This is a genomic window from Streptomyces sp. NBC_00414, assembly GCF_036038375.1.
Classification (GTDB): domain Bacteria; phylum Actinomycetota; class Actinomycetes; order Streptomycetales; family Streptomycetaceae; genus Streptomyces.
Window position 1 is genome coordinate 6,201,238 of the sequence record NZ_CP107935.1, and the last position, 21,771, is coordinate 6,223,008.

The window sequence follows — 21,771 nt, forward strand, 5'->3', positions numbered from 1 at the left end:
GGGCCGGCGGCCTGACGGCCGCCGGCCGGGGCAGCCGGGTGACAGACGAGTGCCAGCCGAGTGCCAGCCGAGTGGCAGACGAAGGGACATCAGGAACACATGAGCGCGTCAGGCGGCACCAAGGCGATCGTGGCGGCACTGGCCGCCAACCTCGCCATCGCGGTAGCGAAGTTCGTGGCGTTCCTCTTCAGTGGTTCGTCGTCGATGCTCGCCGAGTCCGTGCACTCGCTCGCCGACTCCGGCAACCAGGGCCTGCTGCTCCTCGGCGGAAAGAAGGCCAAGCGCGAGGCGACCCCGCAACACCCCTTCGGCTACGGCCGCGAGCGCTACATCTACGCCTTCCTCGTCTCGATCGTCCTCTTCTCGGTCGGCGGCATGTTCGCGATCTACGAGGGCTACGAGAAGATCAAGCACCCGCACGAGATCGAGCACTGGTACTGGCCGGTGGGCGTCCTCGTCTTCGCGATCATCGCCGAGACCTTCTCCTTCCGGACGGCCATCAAGGAGTCCAACCAGACGCGCGGCAAGCAGTCCTGGAAGGACTTCGTACGCCACGCCAAGGCGCCCGAGCTGCCGGTCGTCCTCCTGGAGGACCTGGGAGCGCTGGTCGGTCTGATCCTCGCGCTCGGCGGCGTGGGCCTGGCCCTGGCCACGGGCGACGGCGTCTGGGACGGCATCGGCACCCTCTGCATCGGCATCCTGCTCATCGTCATCGCGATCGTCCTGGCCGTCGAGACCAAGTCGCTGCTCCTGGGCGAGGCCGCCGGCATCGAGGCGGTCCAGAAGATCGAGGCCGCGATCGTCGACGGCAACACGGTCACCGGCATCATCCACATGCGCACGCTCCACCTCGGTCCCGAGGAACTGCTGGTCGCCGCGAAGATCGCCGTGGAGCACGACGAGACGGCCGCCGAGGTCGCCTCGGCGATCAACGCCGCCGAGTCCCGCATCCGCGAGGCCGTCCCGATCGCCCGCGTCATCTACCTCGAACCCGACATCTACAACGAGTCCGAGGCAGTGAAGGGCGCCGACCCGGAGGCCTCGCCGGGCGGCCCGGTACCGACCGCCGAACACTGATCTCCGACTGATCGCCCACTGAACTCCGTACGACGACCTGTCCGTACGTGACCGGGGCCCGCCGAACGATTCGGCGGGCCCCGGTCGTGTGTGCCGTGCGCGATTACCTGATCTCGCGCAGCACGTCGAGAACCGCCGCCTCGTCGGGAGCCGTCATCAGCCGCTCACGGAACTCCGCGTCCACCAGCTTCCGCGACAGCAGCGCCAGAATCCGCAGATGCTCGTCGCCCGCTGCGGCCTCCGGCACGGAGATCATGAAGACCAGCCTGGCCCTCGTACCGTCGAGCGAACCCCACTCGACACCCTCCGCCGACCGCGCGAACCCCACGACGGGCCCGGTCACCGCATCGGTCTTGGCGTGCGGGATCGCGATCTCCTCGCCGAGCCCCGTCGTGCCCTGCTCCTCGCGCCGCAGCGCCGTCCGCACCAGCTCCTCGACATCGGTGACCTTCCCGGTGGCCGCCAGCAGCCCGGCCATCTCCCGGATCGCGGCCTCCTTGCCCCCGGCGTCGAGCCGCAGCTTCACGGTCCGGGCGGTGAGATATCCGGAGAGAACCTCGCCGTCGGAGCCCGATCCCGTACCAGCGCTCACGGCGGTGGTTGCCGCGGGGGAGAGAGCCGCGGTTGTGCCCGTGCCCGCACCCGCACCCGCACCCGCGAGCGTGAACTCGGGCTTCGGCGCGGGGCCTTCGCCCGCCACCGCTCCCGGGTCTTCCGCCGACGGCTGCCCCTTGCGCCGCCGCTCGCCGACGTCGATGAGCGCGACCGTCGTCAGCGCCGTCACCGCGGTCCCGAGGGCCACGGCCACGAAGAACATCGGTACGCCCGTCACGGCCCCCAGCACCGCCACGATCGGCCCGCCGTGCGGCACAGCGTCCTCGACCCCGGCGAGCCCCGCGACCGCGCCGGCCACCGCACCGCCCAGCATGTTGGCGGGGATGACCTGCGCGGGCCGGGCCGCCGCGAACGGAATGGCGCCCTCCGAAATCCCGAACAGCCCCATGAACAGCGAGGCAAGACCCGTCTCGCGCTCCTGCTCCGTGTAGAGCCGCCTGCGGATCAGCGTGGCGATGCCCTGCCCGAGCGGCATCACCGGGATCGCCGCGGCGCACATGCCCATGACCTCCTGGTTGCCGGTCGCGATGAGCCCCGTACCGAACAGGAACGCCGTCTTGTTGACCGGCCCGCCCATGTCGAACGCGATCATCAGCCCCAGGATCGCGCCGAGCAGCACGGCACTGGTCCCGGTCATCCCGCCGAGCCAGTCCGTCAGATGCTCGAAGACCCAGGAGATGGGCTCGCCGATCACGTAGATGAAGAACAGCCCGAGCGCCGTCGTCGCCACGATCGGGATCACGATGATCGGCATGATCGGCCGGACGAACTTCGGGACCTCGACCTTCTTGATCCCCAGCACCAGATACCCGGCCAGGAACCCGGTCACGATCGCGCCGATGAAGCCCGCGCCCGCCTCGGAGTCGTACAGCGAACCCGTGTTGGCGATCCACCCGCCGATCATGCCGGGCACCAGCGCGGGCCGGTCCCCGATGGCGTACGCGATATAGCCGGACAGGATCGGCACCATCAGCTGGAAACCGATGACGCCTATGTTGTTGACGTCCATCCAGAAGGAGCCCTTCGGGATGACCAGGCCGCCGGACGGATCGGTGTGCCCGCCGAGCGAGAGCGAGATCGCGATCAGCAGCCCGCCGACCACGACGAACGGGATCATGTAACTGACCCCGTTCATCAGCGCCTTGTACGCGATCCCGCGCTCCTTGCCGCCGCCCGCGGCCCCGCCGTTCCTGGACCCGGCCGCTCCGGCGCCGGAACCGGCCGTCGCGCCTCCGCCGTGGACGGGCGCGGTCCGCACCTGCTCGATGAGCCGCTCGGGATGGTGGATCCCCTCGGCGACCCCTACCTTCACGATCCGCTTTCCGGCGAACCGGCTCAGGTCCACATCCTTGTCGGCGGCGATGATCACACCGTCCGCGGTGCTGACATCGTTGTCAGTGATGACGTTCTCGGAACCGATCGAGCCCTGGGTCTCCACCTTCATGTCGACACCGAGCCGCTCCGCCGCCTGCGAGAGCTTCTCCGCCGCCATGTAGGTGTGGGCTATGCCGGTGGGGCACGCGGTCACCGCGAGCAGCCTCGGCCGCTGCTGCTCGCCGGTGCCGCCGCCCGTGGGGGGAATTCCGGCCGGACTGGTCACATGGATCTCCTAACGCCTTTGTCATGGGGGATCACGGTCTGTCCGCGCTCTGTCCTCGCGGTCCGTCGCCGGGGTCCGCGCCCGCTGTCGCGGCTTCTCGTCGTGGGGGTTCGCGGTCCGCGAGGTCGCGCACATGTTCCCGATCTCCGGCATCCTGCAACAGACCCCTGGACGGGATCAAAAGTTCAAAAGTCCGCTATTGCCCAAGCCTGTTACCCCTTGTCCCCGGCCCACCGGACCCTCGAAATCCGCTTGATCTGTTCGCAGGCGGACTGGGGCCCACTGCGCCGATCGGTGTAGATTCGTAACCGAGCCAGACGTCGCTGCTGATGGCGGTCGGGCGGCCCAACGGGCCGACCGAGGGAGAGAGGGCCTCCGACGGACTGCGCTGCGCAAGGCACCGGGCATTCGTGTGCCCCGTGGGGCGCTCACCGTGCCCGCCGCGCAGACCAGCCGAAACCGACCTCGCCCCAACCCGAGGAGCAGCTCGCATGACCACTGTCGCCAACCGACAGGACTTCAAGGTCGCCGACCTTTCCCTGGCCGACTTCGGTCGCAAGGAGATCACGCTCGCCGAGCACGAGATGCCCGGCCTGATGTCGATCCGCAAGGAGTACGCCGAGGCGCAGCCCCTCGCCGGCGCCCGCGTCACCGGCTCCCTGCACATGACCGTGCAGACCGCCGTACTCATCGAGACCCTGGCCGCCCTGGGCGCCGAGGTCCGCTGGGCCTCCTGCAACATCTTCTCCACCCAGGACCACGCCGCCGCCGCCATCGCGGTCGGCCCGAACGGCACGCCCGACAACCCCCAGGGCATCCCGGTCTTCGCCTGGAAGGGCGAGACCCTGGAGGAGTACTGGTGGTGCACGGAGCAGGCGCTGACCTGGCCGAACACCCCCACCGGTGGTCCGAACATGATCCTGGACGACGGTGGCGACGCCACGATGCTCGTCCACAACGGCGTCCAGTACGAGAAGGACGGCAAGGTCCCGTCCGCCGACACCGCCGAGAACGAAGAGCACCGGGTGGTCCTGGAGCTCCTCAACCGCACGATCACGGGCGGCTCGCAGAAGTGGACCCAGCTCGCCTCGGAGATCCGCGGCGTGACCGAGGAGACCACGACCGGCGTCCACCGGCTGTACGAGATGCAGCGTGAGGGCACCCTCCTGTTCCCGGCGATCAACGTGAACGACGCCGTCACCAAGTCGAAGTTCGACAACAAGTACGGCTGCCGCCACTCCCTGATCGACGGCATCAACCGCGCCACCGACGTCCTCATCGGCGGCAAGACCGCCGTCGTCTTCGGCTACGGCGACGTGGGCAAGGGCTGCGCGGAGTCCCTGCGCGGTCAGGGCGCCCGCGTGATCGTGACCGAGATCGACCCGATCTGCGCACTGCAGGCGGCGATGGACGGCTTCCAGGTCACCACGCTCGACGAGGTCGTCGACAAGGCCGACATCTTCGTCACCACGACCGGCAACAAGGACATCATCATGGCCGCGGACATGGCCAAGATGAAGCACCAGGCGATCGTGGGCAACATCGGCCACTTCGACAACGAGATCGACATGGCCGGCCTCGCGCAGATCCCCGGCATCGTCAAGGACGAGGTCAAGCCGCAGGTCCACACGTGGAAGTTCCCCGACGGCAAGGTGCTCATCGTCCTCTCCGAGGGCCGCCTGCTGAACCTGGGCAACGCGACCGGCCACCCGTCGTTCGTGATGTCCAACTCGTTCGCGGACCAGACGCTGGCCCAGATCGAGCTGTTCACGAAGCCCGAGGAGTACCCGACCGACGTCTACGTGCTGCCCAAGCACCTCGACGAGAAGGTCGCCCGCCTCCACCTGGACGCGCTCGGCGTGAAGCTCACGACGCTCCGCCCCGAGCAGGCCTCGTACATCGGTGTCGAGGTCGAGGGCCCGTACAAGTCGGACCACTACCGCTACTGAGCCCAGCGCTCACACAGCCCGGCACTCATACGACGGTTGTCAGCAGGCCCTCGCCCTCACCGGCGGGGGCCTGCCCCCTATCGAGGACCCGAGCCACCATGCCCCGCGGCCGATATTCGCTCCATGACCCGCACGACCACACCCCCCTCGCCGAAGAACGGTTCCACTGCGCGCCCGGCCCCTCCGGCTGGCGCTACGTATCCCAACTCACCACCCCTTCCGGCACAGGGCCCGGGGACACCACCCGGAAAGCCACCCCCGCCGGTTCCGTCGACCTCGCCATCGACGACCGCGGCCGCCTCATCCGCCTCGAACTCCACGCGTCGGGCTGGCAGGTCCGCGGCGCCGCCCTCGACGGCGTCACCTGGGTCCGCACCGACCCCACGGGAGATCACGCCACCGAAGGCAATGTCCGCGCCCACGCCTTCACCGGCACATCCCCCGCTTTCCTCGTCGCCACCGCACGTCTGCTGCGCCTCACCCCCGATGCCTCCGCCACGCGTGTACGCCTCGTCGCCTTCACGGACCCGGTCCTCGCCCCGCGCACCCTCGACCAGTCCTGGGCCCTGATCACGAGAGAAGCACACGCCACTGACAACGGCCCGCTGACCGTGGAGGAATACCAGGTCACAGCCCTGGACACCGGCGAACAGCACACCGTGCACCTGTCCGGCGACGTGGTGCTCTCGGCCCCCGGCATCGAGCTTGAAGACCTCGAATCACCGCCGTCGGTCTTCGCCTGACGCTGGCCCGCCGCGCGAAGGCCGGGATCAGGCGGGCGGGGCGAATCCGGTGGAGGGACGCTCCACGTCGGCGTCCCGCCCGCCCTGCGCTACCGGCACGTCCGCCGGGACCACCGGGGGTGCCGCGGGCGGGAGAGCCACCGGACGGACGGGAGCCTGGAACGCCCCCTGCACGGGGGCCTGGAACGGCGGGCCCTGGAACGGTCCCGGCGCCGGACTCGGGGGGACGGGCCCGTACGCCGGAGTCCGGTGCTGAACCGAGCCGTACGGCAAGCCGGTACCGCCCCCGCCTGTGCCCGCGTACCCGCCCTGACCGCCACCGGCAGCCCCGCCACCGAACGCCCGCCGCGTCTCCCGCGCCTGCCGCTCCTGCACCACGGCCGCCAGGAACGCCGCCGGCGGTACACCGTGCGGCGCCGGAGTCCCGGTCCGCTCGGCCACATCGTTCGCGAGCCGCTCGGCCATCACCCGGCCGACCTGCGGATCCAGCTGCTGCATGCGCGTCAGGTACTGCCGGACGGCCAACCACAGCCCGTCCGGAACCCCCGACAGATCGAGTTCGGAGAACCGTCCCGACAGCCACGGCGGCGGCGGAGGAACAAAGGACATGCGCCCGGCGGGGATCCGTTCCCGTACGACCAGGGTTCCGGCGAACACGTCACCGAGCCGCCGTCCCCGCGCCGACACGAGCGACGCGATGCATGCCACGACCCCGAACGTCATCAGGATCTCGACCACACCGACCGCTCCACGCACCAACGCGTGCCGGAACCTGATGGGCCCGCCGTCGTCCCGCACCACGCGCAGCCCGAAGGCCAGCTTGCCGAGGGAGCGCCCGTGACTGAGCGTCTCCACGGCGATCGGCCCGCCGACCAGCAGAAGAAGGAACGAGGCGATCGCCACGGCCATCTGCGCCGCCTCGTCGAGCGAGGCCGTGGACAGGGCCAGGGCGATCGTCACGATGATGTAGGCCGCCACCGCGACCATCAGGTCGAGCACCACGGCCAGCACCCGGCTCGGCAGCTTCGCGGGGCGCAGCTCCAGTGCCACCGCCTCGCCCGTCACAAGCTCACTCACGCCCGCCGTCCTTCCCCGAACTGCCCTGAGAACAGCCAGTCTGCCAAGCTGAGGCACAGCGCGCCGCAGTGCGACAAGCTGACCACACGACGAGCAGCCGAGGAGCAGCCAACCCGATGGACCTCGATGTCTTCGTGTCCGCCCACCGGGCCGAGTGGGACCGGCTCGACGCACTCCTGCGCCGCCGGCGCCGTCTCACCGGGACGGAGGCCGACGAACTCGTCGCCCTGTACCAACGCACGGCGACCCATCTCTCCCTGATCCAGTCCAGCGCCCCGGACCCCCAGCTCACCGGCCGCCTCAGCCAACTGGTGGCCCGCGCGCGCAGTGCCGTGGCAGGCACCCGCCGCGCCTCCTGGCGCGACGTCACCCGCTTCCTCACACACGGCTTCCCCGCCGCGGTCTACAGGGCACGCCACTGGTGGGTCCCGACGGCGCTCCTGTCCACCGCGCTCGCCGTCCTCCTGGGGTGGTGGATCGGAACACACCCCGAGGTCCAGTCCTCGATCGCGGCCCCCAGCGAACTGCGGGAGCTCACCCGCCCCGGCGGCCAGTACGAGACGTACTACTCAAGCCACCCCGCGACGTCCTTCGCGGCCCAGGTATGGACGAACAACGCCCAGGCGGCCGCGATGTGCCTGGTACTGGGCGCCTTCCTGTGCCTGCCGGTCATCTGGATCCTCTTCCAGAACATGCTCAACGTGGGTGTGGGCATCGGCCTGATGTCCTCGGCGGGCCGCCTCGACACCTTCCTCGGCCTGATCCTCCCGCACGGCCTCCTGGAACTGACCGCCGTCTTCGTCGCGGCCGGTACGGGACTGCGCCTCGGCTGGACCGTCATAGACCCGGGCCCGCGTACCCGTCGTGCGGCCCTCGCCGAGGAAGGCCGTGCCGCCCTGGGCATGGCGATAGGCCTCGCCCTGGTCCTCTTCGTCTCAGGCGCCATCGAAGGCTTCGTCACCCCCTCCGGCCTCCCGACCTGGGCCCGCATCGGCATAGGCATAGCCGCCGAACTGCTCTTCCTCGTCTACGTCTACGTCCTGGGCGGCCGTGCGGTGCGGGCCGGCGAGACGGGCGACGTCGAGGAAGCCGAGCGCAGCGCCGCGGTACCGACCGCGGCCTGATGTGCAGGCACACCGATCAGGCTGCTAGTCTCCTCTTCGCCCCACAAAAACCGTTGACACGGGACGTGTGGGGAGGTAGATTCGAACAGTTGCCTAGAGCTGGACAAGCTCGGCGGTTACAGTTAGCATCTGTCAGCCCCCTGGAATTCAGTTCCGGTGGAGCACCTCCCGATAATTCGGAAATTGAACGGCCGGTCAGGCCGGTCGAAAACTTCTGATAAAGTCGGAATCGCCGAAAGAGAGCCGCAAGGCAATCAAATAGGCAAAGGCCTTCCAACTGGCCACTGGAAATGAATTCCGACCGGAAACGGAACGGAAAATAGATCTGGTAAGGTTGGAAACACAGAAGGGAAGCGCCCGGAGGAAAGCCCGAGAGGGTGAGTACAAAGGAAGCGTCCGTTCCTTGAGAACTCAACAGCGTGCCAAAAATCAACGCCAGATATGTTGATACCCCGTCTCCGGCCGTTCGGTCGGGACGAGGTTCCTTTGAAAAAGTCCTGCCGGGCGCAAGCACGGTGGGCGCATCAGCGAGGACGCTGTGAACGGCCTTCCTTATTCCGGTTGGTCGTTCCGCTCTCATGATGTTTCGCCGGATTACCGGCAGACATTCACGGAGAGTTTGATCCTGGCTCAGGACGAACGCTGGCGGCGTGCTTAACACATGCAAGTCGAACGATGAAGCCCTTCGGGGTGGATTAGTGGCGAACGGGTGAGTAACACGTGGGCAATCTGCCCTTCACTCTGGGACAAGCCCTGGAAACGGGGTCTAATACCGGATGATACTTCCACTCGCATGGGTGGGGGTTGAAAGCTCCGGCGGTGAAGGATGAGCCCGCGGCCTATCAGCTTGTTGGTGAGGTAGAAGCTCACCAAGGCGACGACGGGTAGCCGGCCTGAGAGGGCGACCGGCCACACTGGGACTGAGACACGGCCCAGACTCCTACGGGAGGCAGCAGTGGGGAATATTGCACAATGGGCGAAAGCCTGATGCAGCGACGCCGCGTGAGGGATGACGGCCTTCGGGTTGTAAACCTCTTTCAGCAGGGAAGAAGCGAAAGTGACGGTACCTGCAGAAGAAGCGCCGGCTAACTACGTGCCAGCAGCCGCGGTAATACGTAGGGCGCAAGCGTTGTCCGGAATTATTGGGCGTAAAGAGCTCGTAGGCGGTCTGTCGCGTCGGATGTGAAAGCCCGGGGCTTAACCCCGGGTCTGCATTCGATACGGGCAGACTAGAGTGTGGTAGGGGAGATCGGAATTCCTGGTGTAGCGGTGAAATGCGCAGATATCAGGAGGAACACCGGTGGCGAAGGCGGATCTCTGGGCCATTACTGACGCTGAGGAGCGAAAGCGTGGGGAGCGAACAGGATTAGATACCCTGGTAGTCCACGCCGTAAACGGTGGGAACTAGGTGTTGGCGACATTCCACGTCGTCGGTGCCGCAGCTAACGCATTAAGTTCCCCGCCTGGGGAGTACGGCCGCAAGGCTAAAACTCAAAGGAATTGACGGGGGCCCGCACAAGCAGCGGAGCATGTGGCTTAATTCGACGCAACGCGAAGAACCTTACCAAGGCTTGACATCGCCCGGAAAGCCGTAGAGATACGGCCCCCCTTGTGGTCGGGTGACAGGTGGTGCATGGCTGTCGTCAGCTCGTGTCGTGAGATGTTGGGTTAAGTCCCGCAACGAGCGCAACCCTTGTTCTGTGTTGCCAGCATGCCCTTCGGGGTGATGGGGACTCACAGGAGACTGCCGGGGTCAACTCGGAGGAAGGTGGGGACGACGTCAAGTCATCATGCCCCTTATGTCTTGGGCTGCACACGTGCTACAATGGCAGGTACAATGAGCTGCGATACCGCAAGGTGGAGCGAATCTCAAAAAGCCTGTCTCAGTTCGGATTGGGGTCTGCAACTCGACCCCATGAAGTCGGAGTTGCTAGTAATCGCAGATCAGCATTGCTGCGGTGAATACGTTCCCGGGCCTTGTACACACCGCCCGTCACGTCACGAAAGTCGGTAACACCCGAAGCCGGTGGCCCAACCCCCTTGTGGGGAGGGAGCTGTCGAAGGTGGGACTGGCGATTGGGACGAAGTCGTAACAAGGTAGCCGTACCGGAAGGTGCGGCTGGATCACCTCCTTTCTAAGGAGCATCTAGGCCGCCAGGCATTGCTTGGTGGTCCAGGGCCATTACGTCGGCATACGTTCGACGGTGGTTGCTCAAGGGTGGAACGTTGATTATTCGGCACGATCCAGTTTGGATCAGGCGCAAGTACTGTCCCTCGGGGCGTGGAAAGCTGATCTGGTCAGGTGGATTGTGTCGGGCACGCTGTTGGGTGTCTGAGGGTACGGCCGTCATGGTCGTCCTTCGGTGCCGGCCCCGGTAAAGCATCGCGTGAGTGGTGTGTGACGGGTGGTTGGTCGTTGTTTGAGAACTGCACAGTGGACGCGAGCATCTGTGGCCAAGTTTTTAAGGGCGCACGGTGGATGCCTTGGTACCAGGAACCGATGAAGGACGTGGGAGGCCACGATAGTCCCCGGGGAGCCGTCAACCAGGCTTTGATCCGGGGGTTTCCGAATGGGGAAACCCGGCAGTCGTCATGGGCTGTCACCCACATCTGAACACATAGGGTGTGTGGAGGGAACGCGGGGAAGTGAAACATCTCAGTACCCGCAGGAAGAGAAAACAACCGTGATTCCGGGAGTAGTGGCGAGCGAAACCGGATGAGGCCAAACCGTATGTGTGTGAGACCCGGCAGGGGTTGCGCATGCGGGGTTGTGGGATCTCTCTTTCACAGTCTGCCGGCTGTGAGACGAGTCAGAAACCGTTGGTGTAGGCGAAGGACATGCGAAAGGTCCGGCGTAGAGGGTAAGACCCCCGTAGTCGAAACATCAACGGCTCGTTTGAGAGACACCCAAGTAGCACGGGGCCCGAGAAATCCCGTGTGAATCTGGCGGGACCACCCGCTAAGCCTAAATATTCCCTGGTGACCGATAGCGGATAGTACCGTGAGGGAATGGTGAAAAGTACCGCGGGAGCGGAGTGAAATAGTACCTGAAACCGTGTGCCTACAAGCCGTGGGAGCGTCGCTCATCAAGTTTACTTGGTGGGTCGTGACTGCGTGCCTTTTGAAGAATGAGCCTGCGAGTTTGCGGTGTGTTGCGAGGTTAACCCGTGTGGGGAAGCCGTAGCGAAAGCGAGTCCGAATAGGGCGATATAGTAGCGCGCTCAAGACCCGAAGCGGAGTGATCTAGCCATGGGCAGGTTGAAGCGGCTGTAAGAGGTCGTGGAGGACCGAACCCACCAGGGTTGAAAACCTGGGGGATGACCTGTGGTTAGGGGTGAAAGGCCAATCAAACTCCGTGATAGCTGGTTCTCCCCGAAATGCATTTAGGTGCAGCGTCGTGTGTTTCTTGCCGGAGGTAGAGCACTGGATAGGCGATGGGCCCTACCGGGTTACTGACCTTAGCCAAACTCCGAATGCCGGTAAGTGAGAGCGCGGCAGTGAGACTGTGGGGGATAAGCTCCATGGTCGAGAGGGAAACAGCCCAGAGCATCGACTAAGGCCCCTAAGCGTACGCTAAGTGGGAAAGGATGTGGAGTCGCACAGACAACCAGGAGGTTGGCTTAGAAGCAGCCACCCTTGAAAGAGTGCGTAATAGCTCACTGGTCTAGTGATTCCGCGCCGACAATGTAGCGGGGCTCAAGCGTACCGCCGAAGTCGTGTCATTCATGCAATAGGGCCAACGCCTGTATGGATGGGTAGGGGAGCGTCGTGTGCCGGGTGAAGCCGCGCCGGAAGGCAGTGGTGGACGGTTCACGAGTGAGAATGCAGGCATGAGTAGCGATACACACGTGAGAAACGTGTGCGCCGATTGACTAAGGGTTCCTGGGTCAAGCTGATCTGCCCAGGGTAAGTCGGGACCTAAGGCGAGGCCGACAGGCGTAGTCGATGGATAACCGGTTGATATTCCGGTACCCGCTGTGAAGCGTCAAACATCGAACCAGGCGATGCTAAGTCCGTGAAGCCGTTCCGGACCCTTCGGGGAATGGAAAGTGGTGGAGCCGACGGACCAGACCTGTAGTAGGTGAGTGATGGGGTGACGCAGGAAGGTAGTCCAGCCCGGGCGGTGGTAGTCCCGGGGTAAGGGTGTAGCCCGTTATCTAGGTAAATCCGGATGACGTTAAGGGTGAGACCTGATGCCGAGCCGATTGTGGTGAAGTGGATGATCCTATGCTGTCGAGAAAAGCCTCTAGCGAGTTTCATGGCGGCCCGTACCCTAAACCGACTCAGGTGGTCAGGTAGAGAATACCGAGGCGTTCGGGTGAACTATGGTTAAGGAACTCGGCAAAATGCCCCCGTAACTTCGGGAGAAGGGGGCCATTCTTGGTGATCCGATTTACTCGGTGAGCTGGGGGTGGCCGCAGAGACCAGCGAGAAGCGACTGTTTACTAAAAACACAGGTCCGTGCGAAGCCGTAAGGCGATGTATACGGACTGACGCCTGCCCGGTGCTGGAACGTTAAGGGGACCGGTTAGTGCACCTTCGGGTGTGCGAGGCTGAGAACTTAAGCGCCAGTAAACGGCGGTGGTAACTATAACCATCCTAAGGTAGCGAAATTCCTTGTCGGGTAAGTTCCGACCTGCACGAATGGCGTAACGACTTCTCGACTGTCTCAACCATAGGCCCGGTGAAATTGCACTACGAGTAAAGATGCTCGTTTCGCGCAGCAGGACGGAAAGACCCCGGGACCTTTACTATAGTTTGATATTGGTGTTCGGTTCGGCTTGTGTAGGATAGCTGGGAGACTGTGAAGCATTGGCGCCAGCCAGTGTGGAGTCGTCGTTGAAATACCAGTCTGGTCGTGCTGGATGTCTAACCTGGGTCCGTGATCCGGATCAGGGACAGTGTCTGATGGGTAGTTTAACTGGGGCGGTTGCCTCCTAAAGAGTAACGGAGGCGCCCAAAGGTTCCCTCAGCCTGGTTGGCAATCAGGTGTTGAGTGTAAGTGCACAAGGGAGCTTGACTGTGAGACCGACGGGTCGAGCAGGGACGAAAGTCGGGACTAGTGATCCGGCGGTGGCTTGTGGAAGCGCCGTCGCTCAACGGATAAAAGGTACCCCGGGGATAACAGGCTGATCTTCCCCAAGAGTCCATATCGACGGGATGGTTTGGCACCTCGATGTCGGCTCGTCGCATCCTGGGGCTGGAGTCGGTCCCAAGGGTTGGGCTGTTCGCCCATTAAAGCGGTACGCGAGCTGGGTTTAGAACGTCGTGAGACAGTTCGGTCCCTATCCGCTGTGCGCGTAGGAATATTGAGAAGGGCTGTCCCTAGTACGAGAGGACCGGGACGGACGAACCTCTGGTGTGCCAGTTGTCCTGCCAAGGGCATGGCTGGTTGGCTACGTTCGGGAGGGATAACCGCTGAAAGCATCTAAGCGGGAAGCCTGCTTCGAGATGAGTATTCCCACCAACTAGATTGGTTAAGGCTCCCAGTAGACGACTGGGTTGATAGGCCGGATGTGGAAGCCCTGTAAGGGGTGGAGCTGACCGGTACTAATAGGCCGAGGGCTTGTCCTCAGTTGCTCGCGTCCACTGTGTTGGTTCTGAAACCACGAACAACCCCGCACTCCCTTGTTTGGTCACGGGGGGTGTGGTGCGGTTGATTTGAATCAGAGTTTCAAAGTGTTTCGGTGGTCATAGCGTGAGGGAAACGCCCGGTTACATTCCGAACCCGGAAGCTAAGCCTTACAGCGCCGATGGTACTGCAGGGGGGACCCTGTGGGAGAGTAGGACGCCGCCGAACAAGTTTTAATGGGAAAGCCCCCGCACTTCGGTGCGGGGGCTTTTCTGCGTTCAGATTCGTTTTTACTTTTCGTTTCTATTCGCTGTCGTCCGGCCGTCTCTCTTCGGGCTCCGTGAATCCGGGCTACGGAGAGGTTCAGAGACGGCCTGCGGCTTTGAGGGCGAGGTATGCGTCCGCCAAGGCCGGCGGCAGGTTTTCCGGGGTCGCGTCGACGACGGTGACGCCGTGGCGCGTCAGTTGTTCGGCTGTGCGGTGACGTTCCGCCTGGGCCTGCGCCGCCGCTGCGGCCTCGTACACGGACTCTGTGCTGCCCCGTGCCGCGGCCATGCGCTCGATGTGCGGGTCGGAGACCGAGGCCACGAGGACCGTGTGGCGCTGGGTGAGGCGGGAGAGTACGGGGAGCAGGCCCTCCTCGATGGGGGCCGCGTCGAGGGTCGTGAGGAGCACGATCAGCGAACGTCGGGGGGCCGTGCGCAGTGCCATGGAGGTGAGGCCTCGGGCGTCCGTCTCAACTAGTTCCGGTTCGAGGTGTGCCATGGCGTTGACCAGCGAAGGAAGAACATCGCCTGCGGCTCGGCCCTGTACCAGGGCGCGTACCCGGCGGTCGTATGCGAGGAGATCCACCCGGTCGCCGGCGCGGGAGGCGAGGGCCCCCAGGAGGAGGGCCGCGTCCATGGAGGCGTCCAGGCGGGGGGCGTTTCCGACGCGGCCCGCGGCCGTGCGGCCCGTGTCGAGGATGAGGAGGATGTGCCTGTCGCGCTCGGGGCGCCAGGTGCGTACGGCGACTTTCGACTGACGGGCGGTCGCGCGCCAGTCGATCGAGCGCGTGTCGTCACCGGGGACGTAGTCGCGCAGGCTGTCGAACTCGGTTCCCTCACCGCGGGTCAGCACGCTGGTGCGGCCGTCGAGTTCGCGCAAACGGGCCAGCTTCGAGGGAAGGTGCTTGCGGCTGGTGAAGGGGGGCAGGACGCGCACCGTCCACGGGACCTGGTGGCTGCCCTGCCTGGCGAGGAGGCCGAGAGGACCGTACGAGCGGATGGTCACGCGGTCCGATCGGCGGTCGCCGCGGCGGGTGGGGCGCAGGCGGGTCGTGACGCGTCGGCGTTCGCCCGCGGGGACCGTCAGGCGGTGGCGCGACGCGGTGACCTCTGTGCCCGGCTGCCAGCTGCTGGGGGGCCAGGCGTCGCGGATGCGGGCGCGCAGTGGGCGGCCGGAGGTGTTGGTGACGGTGAGGGTCGCGTCGGCGGCTTCGCCGAGGCGTACGGAGGTGTCGCCGGAGCGGGTCAGGCCCAGGCGGCGTACCGGTGCGGCCAGGGCGAAGTCGCAGGCGCAGGCGAGGGCCAGGGGAGCGTTGACGGCGAGGATGCCTGTCCAGCTCGGCTCCCAGATGCCCACGGGGAGGGTTCCCAGGGCCGCCAGGAGGGCTGCGCGGCCGGTGAGGGCCATCAGCGGGGGACGGGGACGTGGGAGAGGATCGCGTTGATGACGGAGTCGGCCGTCACGCCCTCCATCTCGGCCTCCGGGCGGAGCTGGACGCGGTGGCGGAGCGTCGGCAGGGCGAGGGCCTTCACGTCGTCGGGGATGACGTAGTCGCGGCCCGTCAGCCAGGCCCAGGCGCGTGCCGTGGCCAGGAGCGCCGTCGCGCCACGGGGGGAGACGCCGAGAGTGAGGGACGGCGATTCGCGGGTGGCGCGGCAGATGTCCACTACGTAGCCGGTGATTTCGGGGGAGACCGCGGTCTTGGCGACGGCCGCGCGGGCGGCTTCGAGGTCCGCCGGGCCCGCCACGGGGCGTAGGCCGGCGGCGCGCAGGTCGCGGGGGTTGAAGCCCTCGGAGTGGCGGGTGAGGACGTTGATCTCGTCCTGGCGGGAGGGGAGAGGGATCGTCAGCTTGAGGAGGAAACGATCCAGCTGCGCTTCCGGAAGGGGATACGTGCCCTCGTACTCGACCGGGTTCTGGGTCGCGGCGACCAGGAACGGCTCGGGGAGCGGACGCGGTGTGCCGTCGACCGTGACCTGGCGCTCCTCCATGGCCTCCAGGAGGGACGACTGGGTCTTCGGCGGGGTGCGGTTGATCTCGTCCGCCAGGAGGAGGTTCGTGAAGACCGGGCCGGGCTGGAAGGAGAACTCCGCGGTGCGGGCGTCGTAGACGAGGGAGCCCGTGATGTCGCTCGGCATCAGGTCGGGGGTGAACTGGACGCGCTTCGTGTCGAGTTCCAGCGCGGAGGCGAGAGCCCGGACGAGCAGTGTCTTGGCCACTCCGGGGACGCCTTCCAGCAGAACGTGCCCGCGGCACAGGAGGGCGACGACGAGGCCGGTCACGGCGGGGTCCTGGCCGACCACGGCTTTGGCGATCTCGGCGCGCAGGGCCTCCAGGGAGGCGCGGGCGCTGGCTGAGTCCCCGGTGGTCCCGGTGTTCCCGGCGTTGTCAGTGGGCGGGGCCATCATGGACGGCGTACCTCTCTTTCGAGGGCGTCGAGTTGGTCGGCGAGTGCGATGAGGGCCGCGTCGTCGCGGGGCTGCGGTCCGAAGAGGAGTGAGTGCAGGGCCTGTCCTTCCCGGCGGAGCTGGGCGGACAGGGCGGGGAGCAGGGCTTCGGGCGCGTGCGCCTGAGCTGGGGACACGCCGACGAGGGGGGCCAGGCGGGTGCGGGTGGTGGAGCGCAGAGCTCCCGCGGCACGGTCGCGGGCGTTGGACTTGCGGTAGAGGCGGGCGCGGCCTTCGACGGTCTCGGAGGCGCGGATCGCGACGGGGAGCCGTTCGGGGACGAGCGGGCCGAGGCGGCGGGCGCGCCAGAGGGCCGCCAGCAGTGCGGCGAAGAAGAGCTGCAGCGTGCCCCAGAGCCAGCCGGAGGGGACCAGGTCGAGGAAGCTGCGGTCGCCGGCGTCGGTGGCCGAGCCGTCGGAGAGCGAGGGGAGGTACCAGACCACATGGGTGCGGGAGCCGAGGAGTTGGAGGGCGAGGGAGGCGTTGCCGTGCTCGTCGAGGCGCTCGTTCTGGAGGATGTCGGGCGCGCCGAGCACGACGGTGTCGCCGTCTCCTTCGGATGCCGGGAGGCGCAGCAGGGTGGCCAGGCCGTCGCTGGGGTAGCAGGTGTCGGCGCCGGGCGCGTCCGTCGAGTACCGGATGCCGCCCGTGTCGGCGGTGCCCGCTCGGCGGGCGGCGGGCAGGGCGCAGTCGGGCGGGAGCGTGGAGTCGTAGCTGGGTGCGGTGTCCGCGTCGACTCCGGGGGCGAGGGTGCCGACGGACGGGGTGCCGGGGGCGACGAGGACGGTGCGGCCGCCGGAGTTCCTGAACGCGGAGCGCAGAAGGTCCTGTTGACGGTCGGTCAACAGGTCGGGTCGGGCGACCAGGAGTGTCGTGCCAGGGCCGGTCGCGGCGCTCGCCTCGTCCAAGGTGGTGACCACGCGCGTGGAGACGCCCCGGTCGGCGAGCAGTTCGGCGACGGCGCGGCTGCCCTCGGGGTCGGCGGAGCGCGGGTCGAGGCTGCCGTGCCGGGCGCCGGAGCGTACGACGGCGATGGCGACGGCGGCCACGAGGAGGATCACGAACGCGAGAACGACGCCGCGCGAGCGGGTCCACACCTGGCGGACGGTGGGCGAGGCCGAGGTGGACGGCGGAGCGGCCTCGGAGGGGGTGGCCCCGGAGGTCATTCGGCGGCCCCCTGGTGGGCGCTGTGGGTTGTGCTCGGGGTGCTGCTCACGAGGACCGGCCTGGTGCGGTCGAGGTCCTGGTCGAGCTGTGCGAGGCGGTGGTACGTGTCCGGGACGGCCGTTCGTCCGCCGTATGTCACGTCGTCGAAGTCCCGTGCGGCGGCGCGCAGTCGGTCGGTGTGGGCGGGGAGCGTGCTGCCCGCTTCTGCGGCGGCCTCGTCGGCGGTGCGCCCGGGGCGGGGGTCGAGCAGGGCGCGTTCCTCCAGGGAGCGGACGACGGCGCGCATGCGCTCCTGGACGGCCTGGTTCCAGTGGCCCTGGGCCGCGTGCGCCTCGGCGGCCGCGCGGTGCTCGGCGGCGCTGCGCGGCCGGTCGTCGAAGAGCGGGGCCGCCGATCCTGGGGCCCGGCGGGGGGAGCCGAGGCGCCACCAGAGGGCACCGATGAGTGCCACGGCGGCCAGGACGACGACCAGGAGGCCGAGTGCGCCTCCCGGGGTCGCTGACGAGGCCGCGCCGAACAGCTTGCCGACCCACTCCCAGAAGGCGTCCAGGGCCCGGCGGAGGAGGCCGGGGTCGTTCTCGTGGTACATCCGCTTCGACAGTTCGCGCCGGGCGTCCTCCCGCGCGGGATCGCGCGGGACGGTCACCGGTGGTTCGCCGTCGGCGCGTGGCAGCGCCAGTACCGCCGTGAGAACTCCCCCCGCCAGGCCCACTCCGTCAGCTCCCCGGGGTCGGTCCGGGGGTGCCGGAGCCGTAGTCCTGGACGCCGGCCGCGCGTGCCAGGTCCAGGTCGAGGGCTTCGCGGCGGATGCGCTGGTCGATGTAGAGGAGCACGGTGACACCGGCGGTGATCGGGAAGGTGAGCATGGAGCCGATCACCGAGCCGACGCCGCTCACGATGAGGAACGTCCAGCCGAGGTCGCCGGTGCCGTTGCTGAGCACGCTGCCGATGTCGTCTCCGCTGAGCACGGAGGCGAGGAAGGCGAACGGGATCACGATGATCGACGCGACGATGTTCGCGATGATCGTGGCGAGGAGCTGGATGCCGAAGACCCGCCACCAGGAGCCGCGGACCAGTTTCGCGGAGCGGCTCAGAGACTTCAGGACGCTCTGCTTCTCGAGCATCAGGGCAGGCGAGGCCAGGGAGAAGCGGATCATCATCCAGAGTGCGACGACGGACGCGGCCAGGCCTCCGAGGGCGGCGAGCGCGATGCCGCCGGTGTCGCTGCCCGCGAGGCCGACGAGGACGCCGGGCAGGATGCCCACGGCGGCGATCGTGGCCGCGATGAGCGGGAGCAGGAAGGTCAGACCGAAGAGCTTGAGCAGCTGGGGCCGGGCGTCGCGCCAGGCCTCGGCGGTGGTGACCGACTTGCCGAGGACGGCGCGGCTGGTCACGGTCGTGAGCAGGGCTGTCGCGACGATGGTGCCCAGCAGCGTGATCAGCAGGACGACGCCGGAGTTCAGGAGGGTGTCGCCCATGGCGCGGGTCAGTTCCCCGGCCGTGGCGCTGGGATCGTTGAGGACGTCCGTGCTGGCGCTGTCGTCCAGGACGAGGCCCTGCAGCAGGATCACGAGGATCTGGGTGAAGACCGCGACGGTCAGCGAGATGCCGAGGACGGTGCGCCAGTGCGTACGCATGGTCGACACCGCGCCGTCGAGGATCTCACCGACGCCGAGCGGGCGGAGCGGGATCACGCCGGGCTTGGCCGCGGGCGGGGGGCCGCCCCAGCCGCCGCCCCAGCCGGGGTGGCCGCCCGGGCCCGGGCCGTAGCCGCCGTATTGGCCGGGGCCGCCGCCGTAGCCACCGGGGCCGCCGTAGCCTCCAGGGCCCCCGTATCCGCCGGGACCTCCGTAGCCGCCGGGGCCGGCGGGCGGTTGGCCGCCCCAGCCGGGGCCGGGCGGTGGTGGTGGCGGGGTCTGGGGCGGGGCGCCCTGCGGGCCGGCGCCGGGCGAGGGCCACTGGGCGGGCGGGGGCTGCTCCTTGGACCACTTCGGGCCCGGGCCGGACGGGGCGGGCCCGGGCTGACCCGGCTCGCTCGTGGGCTCCTGGTCCGCGGGTCGGGCGGGGCCGGAAGGCGTCGGCTCCTGTCCGTTCTGCCCGTCGGAGGGGGCAGATCCGGGCGATGCCCAGCCCGGAGTGTCGTTCATCGTCGCTCCTTCACGGTGCCCGTTCCGCGGTCGCGGCGGCAGGTTGGCTGCCATCGTGCCACGGTGCGGCCGGGAAGTGACCGGCCGCCGTATGGGCTGCACACCTTCAATTGTCCGCCCCGTACGGGGCAGACTGGGCGGATGGCTGATCAGTACGCGCAATTCCGCGAGGACAACCGGCCCATCGAGATACCTGCGATCCGGTGGGACGAGCCGCCGGAGGGACCCGTGCTGGTCCTCCTCGACCAGACACGGCTGCCCGCCGAAGAGGTCGAGCTGGTGTGCACGGACGCGTCCGCGCTGGTGGAGGCGATCCGCTCGCTCGCCGTGCGCGGGGCGCCGCTCCTCGGGATCGCGGGGGCGTACGGAGTCGCGCTCGCCGCCGCCCGGGGCTTCGACGTGGACGGGGCGGCGGCCTCCCTCGCGAGTGCGCGGCCCACCGCGGTGAACCTCTCGTACGGAGTCCGCCGGGCCCAGGAGGCTCACCTCGCGGTGCTGCGGGCCGGTGGCGGCCAGGAGCAGGCCGCGGCTGCCGCGCTGGCTGCCGCGCGGGCGCTGCACGAGGAAGACGCCGAGGCCAGCGGGCGTATGGCCGTGCACGGGCTGGCGCTGCTCGACGAGCTGCTGCCCGGCGGTAACCACCGGATCCTCACGCACTGCAACACCGGTGCGCTGGTGTCCGGCGGGGAGGGCACGGCGTTCGCGGTGGCGCTCGCGGCGCACCGGGTGGGGCGGCTGCGCAGGCTCTGGGTGGACGAGACCCGCCCGTTGCTGCAGGGTGCTCGCCTGACCTCGTATGAGGCGGCGCGGGCCGGAATGGCGTACACCTTGCTCACGGACAACGCTGCCGGGTCATTGTTCTCGGCGGGAGAGGTGGATGCGGTGCTCATCGGAGCGGACCGGATCGCCGCCGACGGTTCGGTGGCGAACAAGGTGGGGAGCTATCCGCTCGCGGTGCTGGCCAAGTACCACCATGTGCCGTTCATCGTGGTGGCTCCGTTGACGACGGTGGACCCGGGCACTCCGAACGGAGCATCGATCGAGGTCGAGCAGCGTGCCGGTCATGAAGTGACAGAGATCACAGCACCCCTGGTGTCCGTGACGGGAGTCGGAGCGGGAGGCGGGATACCGGTGGCACCCCTGGGAACCCAGGCGTACAACCCGGCATTCGATGTGACGCCGCCCGAGTTGGTGACGGCGATCGTCACCGAGGAGGGCGCCGTGTCGCCCGTCACGACCGAGGCGCTCGCGGAGCTGTGTGACAGGTCACGCCAGGTAACGATTTAGTTAATGGGATGATGTCGTTTATGAAGGGACGAGTCCTTGTCGTCGATGACGACACCGCACTGGCCGAGATGCTCGGCATTGTGTTGCGTGGTGAAGGTTTTGAGCCGTCTTTCGTAGCCGACGGCGACAAGGCGCTGGCCGCTTTCCGTGAGAGCAAGCCCGACCTGGTGCTCCTGGACCTGATGCTTCCCGGCCGGGACGGCATCGAGGTGTGCCGCCTGATCAGGGCGGAGTCCGGGGTACCGATCGTGATGCTCACAGCGAAGAGCGACACCGTCGATGTCGTGGTCGGCCTGGAGTCGGGTGCCGATGACTACATCGTGAAGCCGTTCAAGCCAAAGGAGCTGGTGGCGCGGATCCGGGCCAGGCTGCGCAGGTCCGAGGAACCGGCGCCCGAACAGCTCGCCATCGGCGATCTGGTCATCGACGTGGCCGGTCACTCTGTGAAGCGGGACGGCGCCTCGATCGCGCTCACCCCGCTGGAGTTCGACCTGCTCGTCGCGTTGGCCCGCAAGCCGTGGCAGGTGTTCACGCGTGAGGTGCTCCTGGAGCAGGTGTGGGGCTACCGGCACGCGGCGGACACCCGTCTGGTGAACGTCCATGTGCAGCGGCTCCGCTCCAAGGTCGAGAAGGACCCGGAGCGGCCGGAGATCGTGGTGACCGTCCGTGGCGTCGGTTACAAGGCCGGACCGAGCTGAC

Annotated in this window: 13 protein-coding genes and 3 rRNA genes; 9 read left to right on the forward strand and 7 right to left on the reverse strand. The window is 67.4% G+C overall.

Features of this window, described 5'->3' with window-relative positions; all coding sequences use genetic code 11:
* The first annotated feature begins 99 nt into the window (after positions 1-99).
* The gene (locus tag OHS59_RS27090; protein WP_328495970.1) at positions 100-1,077 is read left to right on the forward strand and encodes a cation diffusion facilitator family transporter; all 978 of its coding nucleotides are present in this window, start codon (positions 100-102) and stop codon (positions 1,075-1,077) included.
* 103 nt (positions 1,078-1,180) lie between these two features.
* Here the strand turns inward: OHS59_RS27090 and OHS59_RS27095 are convergent, their stop codons facing one another.
* Positions 1,181-3,292 carry a fructose-specific PTS transporter subunit EIIC gene (locus tag OHS59_RS27095; protein ID WP_328495971.1) on the reverse strand — a complete coding sequence of 704 codons (2,112 nt, stop codon included), beginning with the start codon at positions 3,290-3,292 and terminating at the stop codon, positions 1,181-1,183.
* Between the two features lie 491 nt (positions 3,293-3,783).
* Here OHS59_RS27095 and ahcY point away from each other — a divergent pair, with 491 nt between their 5' ends.
* Together ahcY and OHS59_RS27105 are read left to right on the forward strand one after the other, a co-directional pair.
* A complete protein-coding gene (gene ahcY, locus OHS59_RS27100; RefSeq protein ID WP_328495972.1) occupies positions 3,784-5,241 on the forward strand; it encodes an adenosylhomocysteinase in 1,458 nt (485 codons plus the stop codon).
* 98 nt (positions 5,242-5,339) lie between these two features.
* Entirely contained in the window at positions 5,340-5,984 is a 645-nt protein-coding gene (locus OHS59_RS27105; protein ID WP_328495973.1) for a hypothetical protein, read from the forward strand.
* A 27-nt stretch (positions 5,985-6,011) separates the two neighbouring features.
* Here OHS59_RS27105 and OHS59_RS27110 read toward each other — a convergent pair whose 3' ends face one another.
* Complete coding sequence (locus OHS59_RS27110) at positions 6,012-7,061, reverse strand: RDD family protein (RefSeq protein WP_328495974.1); 1,050 nt, start codon at positions 7,059-7,061, stop codon at positions 6,012-6,014.
* Between the two features lie 116 nt (positions 7,062-7,177).
* Between OHS59_RS27110 and OHS59_RS27115 the strand changes: the two genes are divergently transcribed.
* From OHS59_RS27115 to rrf, 4 genes are all read left to right on the forward strand, one after another.
* Complete coding sequence (locus tag OHS59_RS27115; protein ID WP_328495975.1) at positions 7,178-8,185, forward strand: stage II sporulation protein M; 1,008 nt, start codon at positions 7,178-7,180, stop codon at positions 8,183-8,185.
* Between the two features lie 607 nt (positions 8,186-8,792).
* Positions 8,793-10,320 (forward strand): 16S ribosomal RNA (locus OHS59_RS27120).
* Positions 10,321-10,637: 317 nt separating this feature from the next.
* Positions 10,638-13,759, forward strand: a 23S ribosomal RNA gene (locus tag OHS59_RS27125).
* A gap of 109 nt (positions 13,760-13,868) precedes the next feature.
* Positions 13,869-13,985: ribosomal RNA gene (gene rrf / locus OHS59_RS27130) — 5S ribosomal RNA — on the forward strand.
* The 16S, 23S and 5S rRNA genes sit together here, the layout of an rRNA operon.
* A gap of 135 nt (positions 13,986-14,120) precedes the next feature.
* On the opposite strand, the gene OHS59_RS27135 is transcribed toward rrf, so the two are convergent.
* From OHS59_RS27135 to OHS59_RS27155, 5 genes are read right to left on the reverse strand one after another with little or no spacing between them, the layout of a single operon-like run.
* Entirely contained in the window at positions 14,121-15,431 is a 1,311-nt protein-coding gene (locus tag OHS59_RS27135) for a DUF58 domain-containing protein (protein WP_328495976.1), read from the reverse strand.
* Positions 15,431-16,432, reverse strand: coding sequence for an AAA family ATPase (locus OHS59_RS27140; protein WP_443061507.1), 1,002 nt, complete (start codon positions 16,430-16,432; stop codon positions 15,431-15,433). Before OHS59_RS27140 ends, OHS59_RS27135 begins: the two co-directional genes overlap by 1 nt.
* The gene (locus tag OHS59_RS27145) at positions 16,429-17,637 is read right to left on the reverse strand and encodes a DUF4350 domain-containing protein (RefSeq protein WP_328495977.1); all 1,209 of its coding nucleotides are present in this window, start codon (positions 17,635-17,637) and stop codon (positions 16,429-16,431) included. The genes OHS59_RS27140 and OHS59_RS27145 overlap by 4 nt, the downstream gene beginning before the upstream one ends.
* Positions 17,634-18,350, reverse strand: a complete 717-nt coding sequence (locus OHS59_RS27150) for a DUF4129 domain-containing protein (RefSeq protein WP_328495978.1) — start codon at positions 18,348-18,350, stop codon at positions 17,634-17,636. Before OHS59_RS27150 ends, OHS59_RS27145 begins: the two co-directional genes overlap by 4 nt.
* Before the next feature lie 4 nt (positions 18,351-18,354).
* Complete coding sequence (locus OHS59_RS27155) at positions 18,355-19,785, reverse strand: hypothetical protein (RefSeq protein WP_328495979.1); 1,431 nt, start codon at positions 19,783-19,785, stop codon at positions 18,355-18,357.
* Between the two features lie 141 nt (positions 19,786-19,926).
* Between OHS59_RS27155 and mtnA the strand changes: the two genes are divergently transcribed.
* Positions 19,927-21,072: an S-methyl-5-thioribose-1-phosphate isomerase gene (gene mtnA, locus OHS59_RS27160; RefSeq protein WP_328495980.1), complete on the forward strand. Its 1,146-nt coding sequence runs from the start codon at positions 19,927-19,929 to the stop codon at positions 21,070-21,072.
* Between the two features lie 8 nt (positions 21,073-21,080).
* A complete protein-coding gene (gene mtrA / locus OHS59_RS27165; protein WP_188114266.1) occupies positions 21,081-21,770 on the forward strand; it encodes a two-component system response regulator MtrA in 690 nt (229 codons plus the stop codon).
* Position 21,771 lies beyond the last annotated feature (1 nt).

Excerpts from the sequence above, each read along its gene's own strand:
- mtnA (WP_328495980.1), top strand. The coding sequence starts at position 19,927 with ATGGCTGATCAGTACGCGCAATTCCGCGAGGACAACCGGCCCATCGAG.
- ahcY (WP_328495972.1), top strand. The coding sequence starts at position 3,784 with ATGACCACTGTCGCCAACCGACAGGACTTCAAGGTCGCCGACCTTTCC.
- OHS59_RS27140 (WP_443061507.1), bottom strand. The coding sequence starts at position 16,432 with ATGATGGCCCCGCCCACTGACAACGCCGGGAACACCGGGACCACCGGG.
- OHS59_RS27115 (WP_328495975.1), top strand. The coding sequence starts at position 7,178 with ATGGACCTCGATGTCTTCGTGTCCGCCCACCGGGCCGAGTGGGACCGG.
- OHS59_RS27135 (WP_328495976.1), bottom strand. The coding sequence starts at position 15,431 with ATGGCCCTCACCGGCCGCGCAGCCCTCCTGGCGGCCCTGGGAACCCTC.
- mtrA (WP_188114266.1), top strand. The coding sequence starts at position 21,081 with ATGATGTCGTTTATGAAGGGACGAGTCCTTGTCGTCGATGACGACACC.
- OHS59_RS27090 (WP_328495970.1), top strand. The coding sequence starts at position 100 with ATGAGCGCGTCAGGCGGCACCAAGGCGATCGTGGCGGCACTGGCCGCC.
- OHS59_RS27155 (WP_328495979.1), bottom strand. The coding sequence starts at position 19,785 with ATGAACGACACTCCGGGCTGGGCATCGCCCGGATCTGCCCCCTCCGAC.
- OHS59_RS27105 (WP_328495973.1), top strand. The coding sequence starts at position 5,340 with ATGCCCCGCGGCCGATATTCGCTCCATGACCCGCACGACCACACCCCC.
- OHS59_RS27145 (WP_328495977.1), bottom strand. The coding sequence starts at position 17,637 with ATGACCTCCGGGGCCACCCCCTCCGAGGCCGCTCCGCCGTCCACCTCG.